We start from the raw sequence: 14,012 nt of genomic DNA, 5'->3' as shown, positions 1-14,012 counted from the left end.
GTGCACCCTGACTTGCATGTTCATCCTCTGCAGTGCATTATCTTCAACAGCAAGGTCATGAGATGTGATGCATGAACATGCAGGAGGGTTCGATGAGGGCAGCGATCGCAGGAGCCAGCGGCTACGCGGGCGGTGAGTTGCTGCGCATCCTGCTCGGCCACCCCGAGTTCGAGATCGGCGCGCTCACCGCGGCATCGAGCGCGGGCAGCCGGCTCGGCGCCCACCAGCCCCACCTGCCGCAACTGGCCGACCGGGTCATCGAGGACACCTCCGCCGACACGCTGGCCGGCCACGACGTCGTCTTCCTGGCCCTGCCGCACGGCCACTCGGCCGCCGTCGCCGCCCAGCTGGGCGAGGAGACGGTGGTGGTCGACTGCGGCGCCGACCACCGGCTCACCGACCCGGCGGCCTGGCAGGAGTTCTACGGCGGCGAGCACGCCGGCTCATGGCCCTACGGCCTGCCCGAGCTGCCCGGCCAGCGGGAGATCCTCAGGTCGGCCACCCGCATCGCGGTGCCCGGCTGCTACCCGACCTCCGTCCTGCTCGCCCTGACGCCCGCCTTCGCCGCGGGGCTGGCCGAGCCGGACGTGGTCGTGGTGGCCGCCAGCGGCACCAGCGGCGCCGGCAAGTCGCTCAAGCCCCACCTGCTCGGCAGCGAGGTCATGGGCTCCGTCAGCGCGTACGGCGTGGGCGGCGTCCACCGGCACACCCCCGAGATGGAGCAGGGCCTGTCGGCCGTCGCCGGGACCCCCGTGCGGGTCTCGTTCACGCCGACGCTGGCCCCCATGAGCCGCGGCATCCTCGCCACCTGCACCGCCCCCGCCGCCCCCGGCGTCACCAAGGAGTCGCTGCGGACGGCGTACGAGGTCGCGCTGAAGGACGAGCCGTTCGTCAAGCTCCTGCCCGAGGGCGTCTGGCCGGCCACCTCCATGACCTACGGCGCCAACACCGCCGCCCTGCAGGTGACGCTCGACGAGCGCGCGGGCCGCGTGGTCGCCGTCATCGCCATCGACAACCTCACCAAGGGCACGGCCGGAGGCGCCGTGCAGAGCGTCAACCTCGCCCTCGGCCTGCCCGAAGAGCTCGGCCTTCCCCTGACAGGAGTTGCACCGTGAGTGTTACGGCACCACTCGGTTTCAGAGCGGCAGGCGTCGCCGCCGGGATCAAGTCCGGCGGCGCCCGCGACCTCGCCCTCGTCGTCAACGACGGCCCCAGCAGGGCCGCCGCCGGCGTCTTCACCGCCAACCGCGTCAAGGCCGCCCCCGTGCTCTGGTCGCAGCAGGTCCTGGCGGGCGGGCGGCTGCGCGCCGTGGTGCTCAACTCCGGCGGCGCCAACGCCTGCACCGGCCCCGAGGGCTTCCAGGACACCCACGCCACCGCCGAGAAGGTGGCCGAGGTGCTCCAGGACTCCGCCGGCGAGGTCGCGGTCTGCTCCACCGGCCTGATCGGCGAGCGGCTGCCCATGGACGCGCTGCTGTCCGGCGTCGAGACGGCCTCGACCCAGCTCTCCCGTGATGGCGGCCTGGCCGCCGCCGACGCCATCCGCACCACGGACACCGTCTCCAAGATCTCCTTCCGGCGGGGCAGCGGCTACATGGTGGGCGGGATGGCCAAGGGCGCCGGCATGCTCGCCCCGGCCCTGGCCACCATGCTCTGCGTGATCACCACGGACGCCGAGCTGACCAGTGAGGAGCTCGACGCCGCGCTGCGCAAGGCCACCGCCAGGACGTTCGACCGCCTCGACACCGACGGCTGCATGTCGACCAACGACACGGTGCTCCTGCTGGCCAGCGGCGCCGCCGGGGTCAAGCCGGACCTCGCCGAGTTCGAGCAGAAGGTCCAGGAGGTCTGCGCCGACCTCGCCAGGCAGCTCCTGGTGGACGCCGAGGGCGCCTCCAAGGCCATCGCCATCGAGGTGATCGGCGCCGCCTCGGAGGACGACGCGGTCAAGGTCGGCCGCACGGTCGCCCGTTCCAACCTGCTCAAGTGCGCCATCCACGGCGAGGACCCCAACTGGGGCCGCGTCCTGGCCGCCGTCGGCACCACCGACGCGGTGTTCGAATCCGACCGCCTGAACGTGGCCATCAACGGCATCTGGATCTGCCGCGGCGGCGCGGTCGGCGACGACCGCTCCAAGGTCGACATGCGCCCCAGGGACGTGACGATCACCATCGACCTGTCGGCCGGCCCGCACACCGCGACCGTGCACACCACGGACCTGACGGCCGAGTACGTCCACGAGAACTCGGCGTACTCCTCATGAGGGCCACCACCGCGCAGGCCAAGGCCGGAGCGCTGATCGAGGCGCTGCCCTGGCTGACCCGCTTCCACGGCGCGACCGTCGTCATCAAGTACGGCGGCAACGCCATGATCGACGAGTCGCTCAAGGAGGGCTTCGCCGAGGACGTCGTCTTCCTGCGCCACGCGGGCCTGCGCCCGGTCGTCGTGCACGGCGGCGGCCCGCAGATCAGCAGCGCGCTCGACAGGCTGGGCATCGAGTCGACGTTCACCGCCGGGCTGCGGGTCACCACGCCGGAGGCCATGCAGGTCGTCAGGATGGTGCTCACCGGCCAGGTCAACCGCGACATCGTGGGCCTGATCAACCGGCACGGCCCGTTCGCCGTCGGCATGTCCGGCGAGGACGCCCACCTGTTCACCGCTGTGCGCAAGCAGGCGATCGTGGACGGCGAGCCCGTGGACATCGGCCAGGTCGGCGAGATCATCAAGGTCGAGCCCGGCGCCGTGCGGGCCCTCATCGACGACGGCCGCATCCCGGTCGTCTCCAGCGTGGCGCGCGGAGACGACGGGGAGGTCTACAACGTGAACGCCGACACCGCCGCCGCCGCGCTGGCCGTGGCGCTCGAGGCGCAGAAGCTGATCGTCCTCACCGACGTCGAGGGCCTGTACGCCAACTGGCCCGACGACACCGACGTGATCGACCTGCTCACCGCCGACGAGCTGGAGACGCTCATGCCCACGCTGTCGAGCGGCATGGTCCCCAAGATGGAGGCCTGCCTGACCGCGGTCCAGGGCGGCGTCCCGCAGGCCCACGTGCTCGACGGCCGCGTGCCACACTCACTGCTGCTGGAAATCTTCACCAATGAGGGAATCGGAACGATGGTGATGCCCTGATGAACCTGTATGAGAGGTTCGAGGAAGCCTTCATGCCCAACTACGGCGTCCCGCCGGTCGCGCTGGCACGAGGCGAGGGCAGCCGCGTCTGGGACGTGGACGGCAGGCAATATCTCGACTTCATCGGCGGCATCGCGACCAGCTCGCTCGGTCACGCCCACCCCGCCCTGGTCGAGGCCGTCTCCACGCAGGTCGCCAAGATCGCGCACACCAGCAACCTGTTCCTGCACGAGCCGGAGGTGCTGCTCGCCGAGAAGCTCCTCGGCCTGCTGAACTCCCCGGCCAAGATCTTCTTCGCCAACTCCGGCACCGAGGCGAACGAGGCCGCGTACAAGCTCGCCGTCAAGTACGGCAAGCGTGAGGGCCGCTCCTACTTCGTCGCCGCCGAGAACGGCTTCCACGGCCGCACGATCGGCGCCCTGTCGCTGACCGGCAAGGCCGCCATCCGCGACCAGTTCGGCCCGTTCCCGATCGACGTCCGCTTCGTCCCGTACGGCGACGCCGACGCGCTCAAGGACGCCGTGACCGGCGACTGCATCGCGGTGTTCCTGGAGCCCACCCAGGGCGAGGCCGGTGTCGTGCCGCCGCCCGACGGCTACTTCGAGGCGGCCCGCGAGATCTGCGACTCGACCGGCGCCCTGCTGGTGGCCGACGAGATCCAGTCCGCGATCGGCCGTACCGGCCACTGGTTCGCCCACCAGGCCGACGGCGTGACCCCCGACATCCTGACCCTGGCCAAGGGGCTGGGCGGCGGGCTGCCGATCGGCGCGTGCGTCGGGTTCGGCGACGCGGGCAAGCTCTTCGCCAAGGGCGACCACGGCTCGACGTTCGGCGGCAACCCGGTCGCGTGCGCCGCGGCGCTGGCCGTGCTCGACAACCTCGACCTCGGCCACGTCAGGTCGGCCTCCGCGCGGCTGCGCGCCGGCCTGGAGTCGATCGATCATCCGCTGCTGAAGGGCGTGCGCGGGCGCGGCCTCTGGCTGGCCACCGTGCTGGCCGAGCCCCGCGCGCCGGAGGTCCAGAAGGCCGCCCAGAGCGCCGGCTTCCTGGTCAACGCCCTCCAGCCGGACGCGGTACGCCTCGCGCCCCCGCTCGTCGTCACGGCGGAGGAGATCGACGCCTTCGTGTCCGCGTACCCGGCGATCCTCACGGAGGCGGCCAAGTGATCAGGCACCGCGCGGACTCGGCGCAAATCAGACACTTCCTCAGGGATGACGACCTCACGCCCGCCGAGCAGGCGGAGGTCCTCGACCTCGCCGCGGCCATGAAGAAGGACCGCTTCGGCTACCGCCCGTTCGAGGGCCCGCAGAGCGTCGCCGTCCTGTTCGACAAGCCGTCGGCCCGCACCAGGATCTCCTTCCACACCGGCATCGGCGAGCTCGGCGGGCTGCCGCTGATCGTGGACAACGTCTCGGTCCTCATGGGCCGCGGCGAGCCCACCGCCGACCTCGCCAGGGTGCTCGACCGGCAGGTCGCCGCCATCGTCTGGCGCACCACGGGGCAGGAGCTCATCGACGAGATGGCCGCCCACTCCCGGGTGCCCGTCGTGAACGCGCTCACCGACGAGTTCCACCCCTGCCAGATCCTCGCCGACCTGCAGACCGTCCAGGAGAAGCTGGGCAGGACCGCCGGGGTCACGCTCACGTACCTGGGCGACGGCGCCAACAACATGGCCCACTCCTACCTGCTCGGCTGCGCCACCGCGGGCATGCACGTGCGCATCGCCGCCCCGGCCGGCTACCAGCCGGACGCGGTCATCCTCGACCAGGCGGCCGCCATCGCGGCCAGGACGGGCGGCTCGGTGATCGCGCTGTCCGACCCGGTCGCCGCCGTCCAGGGAGCACACGTGATCGCCACCGACACCTGGGTGTCGATGGGCCAGGACGGCAAGGAGCAGCGGGTGGCCGTGCTCAAGCCGTACCAGGTGAACTCCGAGCTGCTCGAGCACGCCGCGCCGGACGCGATCGTGCTGCACTGCCTGCCGGCCTACCGCGGCTACGAGATCACCGAAGAGGTGCTCGAAGGCCCGAAGAGCGTCGTATGGGACCAGGCGGAGAACCGCCTGCACGCCCAGAAGGCGCTGCTCCACTGGCTGGTGACTCGCCGGTGACGATTCCGATGACCAAGGCCGCGCGGCAGGCGAAGATCACCGACCTGCTGATGCGGAAGGCCGTGCGCTCCCAGCCGGAGCTCGCCAAGCTGCTCGCCGAGAGCGGCGTCGAGGTCACCCAGGCCACGCTCTCGCGTGACCTCGACGAGCTGGGCGCGCTCAAGCTGCGCGCCGACGACGGGTCCCTGGTGTACGCCCTGCCCGGCGAGGGCGGCGGCCGGATCCCGCTCACCAGGCTCGGCACCGGCGAGTCCCCGGCGGCGCGGCTGCACCGCATCGCCGAGGAGCTGCTGGTCGGCGCCGAAGCCTCGGCCAACCTGGTCATCGTGCGCACCCCGCCGGGCGCGGCGCAGTTCCTGGCCTCCGCCATCGACCACGCCGACTGGGAGTCGATCCTCGGCACGGTCGCCGGCGACGACACGATCCTCGTCATCAGCCGCGATCCGACGGGCGGCCAGGCCGTCGCGGAGGCGCTGCTGAAGGTGGCCGACCGGCGCGGCTAGCGCCCCGCATCGAGATCTGTAGCAGGAGATAGTGAAATGCCGGAACGAGTGGTTCTCGCGTACTCCGGCGGCCTGGACACCTCGGTCGCCATCCCGTACCTCGCCGAGAAGATGGCCGCCGAGGTGATCTGCGTCGCCGTGGACCTCGGCCAGGGCGGGGAGGACATGCAGGCGATCCAGCAGCGGGCGATCGACTGCGGCGCGGCCGAGTCGATCGTGGTGGACGCCAAGGAGGAGTTCGCCACCGACTTCTGCGTGCCGGCCCTGCGGGCCAACGCCCTCTACATGGACCGCTACCCGCTGGTCTCCTCGCTGTCGCGCCCGCTCATCGTCAAGCACCTGGTCTCGGCGGCCAAGCGGTTCGGCGGCACGGTCGTCTCCCATGGCTGCACCGGCAAGGGCAACGACCAGGTCCGCTTCGAGGCCGGCCTGTCCGCACTCGCCCCGGACCTCAAGGTCGTCGCGCCCGCCCGCGACTTCGCCTGGACGCGCGACAAGGCCATCGAGTACGCCGAGGCCAAGGGCCTGCCGATCGAGACGACGAAGAAGAACCCGTTCTCGATCGACCAGAACCTCTGGGGCCGCGCCGTCGAGACCGGCTTCCTCGAGGACATCTGGAACGGCCCCACCGAGGAGGTCTACTCCTACACGGCCGACCCGTCCCAGCCGCGCGACGCCGACGAGATCGTCATCACGTTCGAGCAGGGCGTACCCGTCGGGATCGACGGCCGCGCGCTGACGCCGTACCAGATCATCGACGAGCTCAACAGGCGCGCCGGCGCGCAGGGCGTCGGCCGGATCGACCTGGTCGAGGACCGCCTCGTCGGGATCAAGTCGCGGGAGGTGTACGAGGCGCCCGGCGCCATCGCGCTCATCACCGCGCACATGGAGCTGGAGAACGTCACCGTCGAGCGCGACCTGGCCCGGTTCAAGCGCGGCGTGGACCAGCGGTGGAGCGAGCTGGTCTACGACGGCCTGTGGTTCTCGCCGCTCAGGAGCGCCCTCGACGCGCTCATCGCCGACGCGCAGCAGCACGTCTCCGGCGACATCCGCATGACTCTGCACGCCGGCCAGGCCACCGTCACCGGCCGCCGGTCCGAGCAGTCCCTGTACGACTTCTCCCTGGCCACGTACGACAGCGGCGACACATTCGACCAGTCGCTGGCCAAGGGGTTCGTCCAGCTCTTCTCGCTACCGGCTAAGATCGCCGCCGCGCGGGACGCCAAGAAGGGGTGACGTGCACTATGGTCGCGCCGGAGCACAGGAGCTCGGGGCGAGAGAGCGAGAAACGATGCCAACGAGTCCCGAAGCGGGTGCGACCATTGGAACGGTCACGAAGGAGATGACGGTGAGTGATGGCAAGCCGATGCGGCTGTGGGGCGGACGCTTCGAAGGCGGCCCGTCCGACGCGCTGACCCGGCTGTCGGTGAGCGTGCACTTCGACTGGCGGCTCGTGCCGTACGACCTGGCCGCGTCCAGGGCGCACGCGCGCGTGCTGCACAGGGCGGGGCTGCTGGACGACGACGAGCTCGAGCGCATGATCGGCGCGCTCGACGACCTGGAGCGCGCCTGCAAGGAGGGCGAGTTCCGGCCGACGGTCGCCGACGAGGACGTGCACACCGCGCTGGAGCGCGGCCTGCTGGAGCGGCTCGGCTCGCTCGGCGGCAAGCTGCGCGCAGGGCGCTCGCGCAACGACCAGATCGCCACCGACCTGCGCCTCTACCTGCGCGACCACGCCCGCACGGTCGTCTCCCGCCTGGTCGAGCTGGAGACCGCGCTCATGGCCCAGGCCGAGGAGCACGCGGAGACGGCCGCACCCGGCATGACGCACCTGCAGCACGCGCAGCCGGTGTCGTTCGGCCACCAGCTGCTGGCCCACGTCCACGCCTTCGCCCGCGACATCGACCGGCTCACCGACTGGGACAAGCGCGCCGCGATCTCCCCGCTCGGCTCGGGCGCGCTCGCGGGCTCGTCGCTGCCGCTCGACCCGCAGGCCGTGGCGGAGGAGCTCGGCTTCTCGGCCGCCGCGCCCAACTCGATGGACGCCGTCGCCGACCGCGACTTCGCGGCGGAGTTCCTGTTCGACGCGGCCATGATCGGCGTGCACCTGTCGCGGCTGGGCGAGGAGATCGTCCTGTGGGCCTCTCAGGAGTTCCGCTGGATCGAGATGGACGACGCCTACTCCACCGGCTCGTCGATCATGCCCCAGAAGAAGAACCCCGACGTCGCCGAGCTGGCCCGCGGCAAGTCCGGCCGCCTGATCGGCAACCTGATGTCGCTGCTGACCACGCTCAAGGGCCTGCCGCTGACCTACAACCGCGACCTGCAGGAGGACAAGGAGCCCGTCTTCGACGCGGTCGACACCCTGCTGCTGGTCCTGCCCGCGATGGCCGGGCTGGTCGCGACCATGCGGGTCAACACCGCCCGCATGGAGTCCTCGGCCCCCGACGGGTTCGCGCTGGCCACCGACCTGGCCGAGCTGCTCGTCCGCCGCGGGGTCCCGTTCCGCGAGGCCCACGAGGCGGTCGGCCACCTCGTGGTGTGGTGCCAGGTCAACGACAAGGACCTGGGCGAGCTCACCGACGACGAGCTCGTCAAGGTGTCGCCGCACCTGACGCCCGACGTCCGCGACGTCCTCAACGTGCCCGGCGCCCTGGCCGCCCGCAAGGCCCACGGAGGCACCGCCCCCGACCGCGTGCGCGACCAGCTCGTCGCGCTCCGGGAGGCGGTCGACGCGCAGGCGGCATGGGCAGCGGGGAGCTGAGCCCCGCCGCGCTGCCGCGGAGCTTCTTCGACCGGCCGTCGCACGAGGTGGCGCCCGACCTGCTCGGGCGCGTGCTCGTGCACGGTCCCGTCGCTGTGCGCCTGACCGAGGTCGAGGCGTACGGCGGCCCCGGTGAGGATCCGGCCGCGCACACCTACCGGGGCAAGACGCCGCGCAACGCCGTCATGTTCGGCCCGCCGGGTCACCTGTATGTGTACTTCACGTACGGCATGCACTTCTGCGCGAACCTCGTCTGCCTGCCCGAAGGCTTCGGCTCGGCCGTGCTGCTGCGGGCGGGGGAGGTGGTGGCGGGCCTCGAGGAGGCCCGCGTCCGGCGCTCCGCCACGGGCAACGGCACGGGCAAAGGCACTGGCAACGGCCCTGGCACTGGCAACGGCCCTGGCAACGGCACTGGGGCGCGCGGCAGGACGATTCCCGACCGGGACCTCGCGCGCGGCCCCGCCAGGCTGGCCGTCGTCCTCGGCCTGCTCCGCGAGCACAACGGCCTCGACGCGATCGTGGACCCCTCGTGGGCGCTCCCCGGCGACGCGCCCTTCGCGGCCGGCCGCCGGCTGACCGGCGTGCCCCACGGGGCGGCGGCCGTCCTGGAGGGCCTGCCGGCCGACCCGGCGTCGATCAGGTCGGGCCCGCGTACCGGCATCTCGACGGCCAAGGACACCCCTTGGCGGTTCTGGATCGACGGCGACCCGACCGTGTCGCCGTACCGCCCTCACGTGCCGCGCCGCCGCAACGCCGCGGCCACCTCCGTGGGAGAGGCGCCCAGCTCGTGAGGACTGAAGAGGTGCAGGTAGTCGCCGGTGTCGATCTCGAGCATCTCGCTCCGCAGCCCCCAACGCCTGCGGACGTCCACTTTGACGTCCTGGATCGCCTCCCAGGGCACGTGCCGCCTGCCCGCGAACCCGTGCACCACGGTGATCCCGCTCTCGTCGGCGGCCAGCCGTACGGGGGCGATGAGGTCGCGCAGCCCCATCCCGCCGATCAGCACGGCCGCGGGGACGGCCAGCACCACGCCGCGCAGGTCGCCCTCGAGCCACCAGTAGACGGCGAGCCCGGCACACACAAGAGCCCCTAAGATCTTGAAAACGGCCAGCTCGCGACGGACCCTCCACATGGAGACAGAGCGTATCCAAGTGGCGGTCAACCCAGGCGATCGGGCACGCTTGTCATACTTAATGTCCAACGTCTCAATGGAAAGCCGGCACCGTGACCGACATTCTCGATGACCTCGCGTGGCGAGGACTGATCGCTCAGTCCACCGACCTCGACGCCCTGCGCGCGTCCATGGCCAAGGGACCGATCACGGTCTATTCCGGCTTCGACCCGACCGCGCCCTCCCTGCACGTCGGCCACTTCGTACCCCTGCTGACGCTGCGCCGCCTGCAGCTGGCCGGGCACCGTCCGATCGGCCTGGTCGGCGGCGCCACCGGCCTGATCGGCGACCCGAGCGGACGCAACACCGAGCGCTCGCTCAACGCCAGTGAGGTCGTCGCCGAGTGGGTGGAGCGCCTGCGCGGGCAGGTCGGCCGTTTCCTCGACTTCGACGCTCAGCCGAATGCCGCCCTCATGGTCAGCAACCTCGACTGGACCGGCCAGCTGAGCGCCATCGGCTTCCTGCGCGACATCGGCAAGCACTTCCCGGTCAACCGCATGCTGGCCAGGGAGTCGGTCTCCGCGCGGCTGCAGGGTGAGGGGCTGAGCTACACCGAGTTCAGCTACCAGATCCTCCAGGCCAACGACTACCTCGAGCTGTACCGCCGCTACGACTGCACGCTGCAGATCGGCGGCAGCGACCAGTGGGGCAACATCACGGCCGGAGCCGACCTGGTGCGCCGCATCGAGGGCGCGCACGTCCACGCGCTCACCCTGCCGTTGATCACCAAGGCCGACGGCACCAAGTTCGGCAAGACGGCGGGCGGCGCGCTCTGGCTCGACCCCGAGATGACCTCGCCCTACGCCTTCTACCAGTACTTCCTCAACTCCGACGACCGCGACGTGATCCACTATCTCAAGGTGTTCACGTTCAAGAGCCGCGAGGAGATCGAGGCCCTGGAGAAGGCCGTCGCCGAGCGGCCCTTCGCCCGCGAGGCGCAGCGGACGCTGGCCGAGGACCTCACCGAGTTGCTGCACGGCAAGCAGGAGCTCGACGCGGTCGTGGCCGCCTCCAAGGCGCTCTTCGGCCAGGGGGCGCTGGAGGACCTGCCCGCTTCGACGCTCGGAGCCGCGCTGGCCGAGGTGCCCAAGGCCACGATCCCCGCACTCGGGACGCCGCTCGTGGACCTCATGGCCGACAGCGGGCTGGTGGAGTCCAAGTCGGCGGCCCGGCGCGCCGTGAAGGAGGGTGGGGCCTACCTGAACAACGTCAAGATCACCGACGAGGCGTACGTGCCGACCTCCGACGACCTGCTGCAGGGGCGCTACATGGTGCTCCGGCGCGGCAAGAAGTCGATCGGCGGCGTCGAGGTCGCCTCATAGGTCGTCTCGCTTGAAGCGGGCCTTTCTCCAGGTGGGAGAGGGCCCGCTTCCGCGTTCAGCGGCGGGTGAACAGCGCCACCGTCAGCCCCGGCAGGTCCGCGGAGTGCTTGGCCACGCTGAGCTCGAACCCCGCCTTCTCCACGTCCCCCACTCGCGGGATCGCCGACTCCTTGCTCCCGCGCCAGACCACCCACACCCGTTCGCGTCCCTTCAACGCGGCGTCCATGTCGGACCGCTCGGGATACCCGAACCCGTCGGGCAAGGGCGCGTCGCCGGTCTTGAGCACGTCGACGGGCATCAGGGAGTCGGCGTAGTACTCGAAGCCGATGCGGAGCTGGCTCTGCCCGTAGACGATCGCGTCATCGGGCTCGGCCTTGATGACGCGCAGCGCCCAGGGAATGTTCTCGAACCGCCCGTTCTCCTCGCGTACTGTCACATGCTCCTGGAACGACAGCGCGCACCCCAGCAGCACGACCACCACCGCGGCCACCACGTGGAGCCGGGGGAGGGCCGCCACGGCGAGCCCGGCCAGCAGCGCGAGCGCGGGGGCGGTCACGAAGAGGTACCGATCCACATAGACGGGCGTCACCAGCTGCGACACCGCGAGCAGCAGCACCGGAGGCAGGACCAGCCATCCGGCCAGCGCGAACACCCACGTCCGCCGTTCACCGTGCGACGCTCTCCACAGCAGCACCGCACCGGCCAGCGCCATCGCGAACAACATCGCCCCGAGGCCGGTGGCCCCCGCCGCCATCTTGGGGAACTTCAGCCACACCTCGGGCCCCCGCTGCGGGATCCAGCTGATCGCGTGCCGCTCCCCGAACCCCACCAGCCCCAGCACGACAGCGGGCAGGCCCCCGACGGCCAGCGCCGCCAGCATCGGCACCACCCGGTCCCGGCGCGCCAGCGCCAGCTGGGCGGGGAGCACCAGCACGGCGAAGAGATGGGTGCAGCACACGAGCGCGACCGCCACTCCGTACAGCACCCACCGTCTGCCGTCCGGCCGCTCGATCGCCCGGTGCAGCGCCCAGAACGAGAACACGACGGCGGCCGCGGCGAACGCGTACGGCCTGGCGAAGGCCCCGAAGTAGGACACCGAGGGCAGGATCGCGAAGATCGCGGCCGCGATCACCCCGGCCCGGGTGCTGTGCAGCCGCCGGCCCAGCTCGACCAGGAACCAGGCCGCCACGCCGATCCCCACCGCCGACGGCAGCCGCAGCCACAGCTCCGCCGTGCCCGCCTTCACCCAGAGGTGCATGAACAGGTAGTAGGGGAGGAAGTGCCCGTCGATGTGACGCGCCAGCTCCCACATGCCCGGCAGCGACCGGGAGGCGGCGCTGATGGTGGCCAGCTCGTCGCCGTTCAGGGTGGCGGAGCCCGTCCCCGTGAACGCCGCGGCCCCGGCGATCAATGCCATCCACCAGGGGGTGGAGGTGCGGAGCCGTTCGGCGGGACGGGCCGGGGGAGCGAGTGTGGCGGCAGTGGTCACCGGGGCAGGATACGCGTTCGGCAGGCTACTGCTGGGTGGTGCGCGTCGGCTTCACAACGATCACCACACGCCGCTCGGCGTCGCCGACCGGGCGCTCGTACTCCAGGCCGTAGCGGTTGGCCAGGACGTCGAAGAAGTCGCCCGATGGGTCGGGGTCGACCCGCTCGACCACGCCACGGATCTCCACATAGCGGTACGGCTTCTCCGGATCGTTGATGGAGACCGCTACCTGCGGATTTTCCACGACATTTCGGTACTTGCGGCGGTCCGTCGTGGTCGTAAACCGCAAGTGCTCTCCGTCCCAGATCGTCCAGACCGGATTCACATTGGGCACTCCGTCCGGTCCGATCGTCGCCAGGTGGGCGAAGAGCGGCCGCTGCAGCAGATCCAAGTGGCTCTCGGGAATCATCACGTCTCCTTCTCGACAACGGTGGCTATCAACATATCAAAACCTTGATACCTATCAATGTTGTACGATTCCCGGTATGGGGATGCCTGCGGAGGAACGCCTGGGAGCGGACATCAAGCGCGCCGAGCAGGCCCTGATCGCCGCGAAACAGGCCGCCGTCCGGCCGGCGGGACTGACCGTTCCCCAGTACGCGGCACTGTTCGCGCTGGCAGACAGCCCGGGGATCTCGGGCGCGGCGCTGGCGCGGGCGTGCCTGGTCACACCCCAGGCCATGACCGTGGTGCTGAAGAACCTGGAGGAGCAGGGCCTCATCACGCGCTCACCGCACCCTTGGCACCGCAAGGTCCTGGAGACCCGGCTGACCGAGGCAGGGCACGCGGCGCTGGAGGCGGCGGACGAGCGGGCCGTGGTGGTCGAGCGGGCGATCGCGGCCGAGTTCAGCGCGGCGGAGCGGGAGACGCTGCGGCACCTGCTGGCCCGGTGCGGCGAGGCCATCGCCCGCGCCGCCCGGGAGCTGTGACGTGTCCGGCCCGGCGTGCCCGCCGGACCTGTACGGCGTGCCGGCCACCTGTCCGGCGCTCCTGCCGGGTCTGCTCGGGTGGACCGTTGGCTCTCAGTCGGGCGGTGACGGGCGGCTTGGCAAGGCGATTTGACGTGTCGCGGATCGCGACCTAATCTTTCTGTTCGCGCCGGGAGTGAGCCGGACGCCGCTCAGGCGGACGGGCCCCGCGCAAGCCCCTTGAAATAACGAGCCACTCGGCGGAGCCGCTTCGGCGTGCTCTGGCACCGAGGTCATCGTTGGGCATGCCGAAGTCACCGGAAAATCGGTTGATTCGACAAGCTCTGGATGACACGGTAAGTTGTGAGGGTTGCCCCGGAGACGGGGTGCAACATCCTAGCCAAGTAAGTCAGGCTCCTAGCAAATCCTCGGATTTGACAGGAAACTGGCAAGCTCGGTAAAGTTTAGGAAAACGAACGGTACGCCTCCGAGCGAAGGCCAGCAGGCTTGAGCGAGGATGTACGCGTCCGTTTCTTGAGAACTCAACAGTGTGTTAAAAGCCAGTGCATGAGATAGATACATGCATGACCCCGTCATGATTGACGGATATTGC

At 70.6% G+C, this 14,012-nt stretch carries 14 protein-coding genes; 11 read left to right on the top strand and 3 right to left on the bottom strand.

The window, feature by feature from the left end; all coding sequences use genetic code 11:
- The first annotated feature begins 92 nt into the window (after positions 1 to 92).
- The 9 genes from argC to AB0H84_RS50400 all read left to right on the top strand — a co-directional run bounded on the left by argC (position 93) and on the right by AB0H84_RS50400 (position 9,300).
- Complete coding sequence (gene argC, locus AB0H84_RS50440; protein WP_357621063.1) at positions 93 to 1,115, top strand: N-acetyl-gamma-glutamyl-phosphate reductase; 1,023 nt, start codon at positions 93 to 95, stop codon at positions 1,113 to 1,115.
- Complete coding sequence (gene argJ / locus AB0H84_RS50435; RefSeq protein ID WP_357621061.1) at positions 1,112 to 2,263, top strand: bifunctional glutamate N-acetyltransferase/amino-acid acetyltransferase ArgJ; 1,152 nt, start codon at positions 1,112 to 1,114, stop codon at positions 2,261 to 2,263. The genes argC and argJ overlap by 4 nt, the downstream gene beginning before the upstream one ends.
- Entirely contained in the window at positions 2,260 to 3,132 is an 873-nt protein-coding gene (argB, locus tag AB0H84_RS50430) for an acetylglutamate kinase (protein WP_357621059.1), read from the top strand. The genes argJ and argB overlap by 4 nt, the downstream gene beginning before the upstream one ends.
- A complete protein-coding gene (locus tag AB0H84_RS50425) occupies positions 3,132 to 4,298 on the top strand; it encodes an acetylornithine transaminase (RefSeq protein WP_357621057.1) in 1,167 nt (388 codons plus the stop codon). Before argB ends, AB0H84_RS50425 begins: the two co-directional genes overlap by 1 nt.
- Entirely contained in the window at positions 4,295 to 5,242 is a 948-nt protein-coding gene (gene argF / locus AB0H84_RS50420; protein ID WP_357621055.1) for an ornithine carbamoyltransferase, read from the top strand. The genes AB0H84_RS50425 and argF overlap by 4 nt, the downstream gene beginning before the upstream one ends.
- An 8-nt stretch (positions 5,243 to 5,250) precedes the next feature.
- The gene (locus AB0H84_RS50415) at positions 5,251 to 5,745 is read left to right on the top strand and encodes an arginine repressor (RefSeq protein WP_357621126.1); all 495 of its coding nucleotides are present in this window, start codon (positions 5,251 to 5,253) and stop codon (positions 5,743 to 5,745) included.
- Between the two features lie 36 nt (positions 5,746 to 5,781).
- Positions 5,782 to 6,981 (top strand): argininosuccinate synthase, encoded by a 1,200-nt coding sequence (locus tag AB0H84_RS50410; protein ID WP_357621054.1) that lies wholly within the window; start codon positions 5,782 to 5,784, stop codon positions 6,979 to 6,981.
- Positions 6,982 to 7,087: 106 nt separating this feature from the next.
- The gene (gene argH / locus AB0H84_RS50405) at positions 7,088 to 8,509 is read left to right on the top strand and encodes an argininosuccinate lyase (RefSeq protein WP_357621052.1); all 1,422 of its coding nucleotides are present in this window, start codon (positions 7,088 to 7,090) and stop codon (positions 8,507 to 8,509) included.
- Positions 8,491 to 9,300, top strand: coding sequence for a DNA-3-methyladenine glycosylase (locus tag AB0H84_RS50400; RefSeq protein WP_357621050.1), 810 nt, complete (start codon positions 8,491 to 8,493; stop codon positions 9,298 to 9,300). The genes argH and AB0H84_RS50400 overlap by 19 nt, the downstream gene beginning before the upstream one ends.
- On the opposite strand, the gene AB0H84_RS50395 is transcribed toward AB0H84_RS50400, so the two are convergent.
- Entirely contained in the window at positions 9,240 to 9,641 is a 402-nt protein-coding gene (locus AB0H84_RS50395) for a PH domain-containing protein (protein ID WP_357621048.1), read from the bottom strand. The genes AB0H84_RS50400 and AB0H84_RS50395 overlap by 61 nt on opposite strands.
- Before the next feature lie 92 nt (positions 9,642 to 9,733).
- Between AB0H84_RS50395 and tyrS the strand changes: the two genes are divergently transcribed.
- Positions 9,734 to 11,002 (top strand): tyrosine--tRNA ligase, encoded by a 1,269-nt coding sequence (gene tyrS, locus AB0H84_RS50390; protein WP_357621046.1) that lies wholly within the window; start codon positions 9,734 to 9,736, stop codon positions 11,000 to 11,002.
- Between the two features lie 55 nt (positions 11,003 to 11,057).
- Here the strand turns inward: tyrS and AB0H84_RS50385 are convergent, their stop codons facing one another.
- Positions 11,058 to 12,491, bottom strand: a complete 1,434-nt coding sequence (locus AB0H84_RS50385; RefSeq protein WP_357621044.1) for a glycosyltransferase family 39 protein — start codon at positions 12,489 to 12,491, stop codon at positions 11,058 to 11,060.
- Between the two features lie 25 nt (positions 12,492 to 12,516).
- Positions 12,517 to 12,900: a PPOX class F420-dependent oxidoreductase gene (locus AB0H84_RS50380; RefSeq protein ID WP_357621042.1), complete on the bottom strand. Its 384-nt coding sequence runs from the start codon at positions 12,898 to 12,900 to the stop codon at positions 12,517 to 12,519.
- A 76-nt stretch (positions 12,901 to 12,976) separates the two neighbouring features.
- Between AB0H84_RS50380 and AB0H84_RS50375 the strand changes: the two genes are divergently transcribed.
- The gene (locus tag AB0H84_RS50375) at positions 12,977 to 13,420 is read left to right on the top strand and encodes a MarR family transcriptional regulator (protein WP_357621040.1); all 444 of its coding nucleotides are present in this window, start codon (positions 12,977 to 12,979) and stop codon (positions 13,418 to 13,420) included.
- Positions 13,421 to 14,012: the final 592 nt, after the last annotated feature.

The organism is Nonomuraea sp. NPDC050786 (genome assembly GCF_040654115.1).
GTDB lineage: Bacteria > Actinomycetota > Actinomycetes > Streptosporangiales > Streptosporangiaceae > Nonomuraea.
Note: the sequence above shows the minus strand (reverse complement) of the source record. Positions and strands in the feature narration are given on the sequence as shown.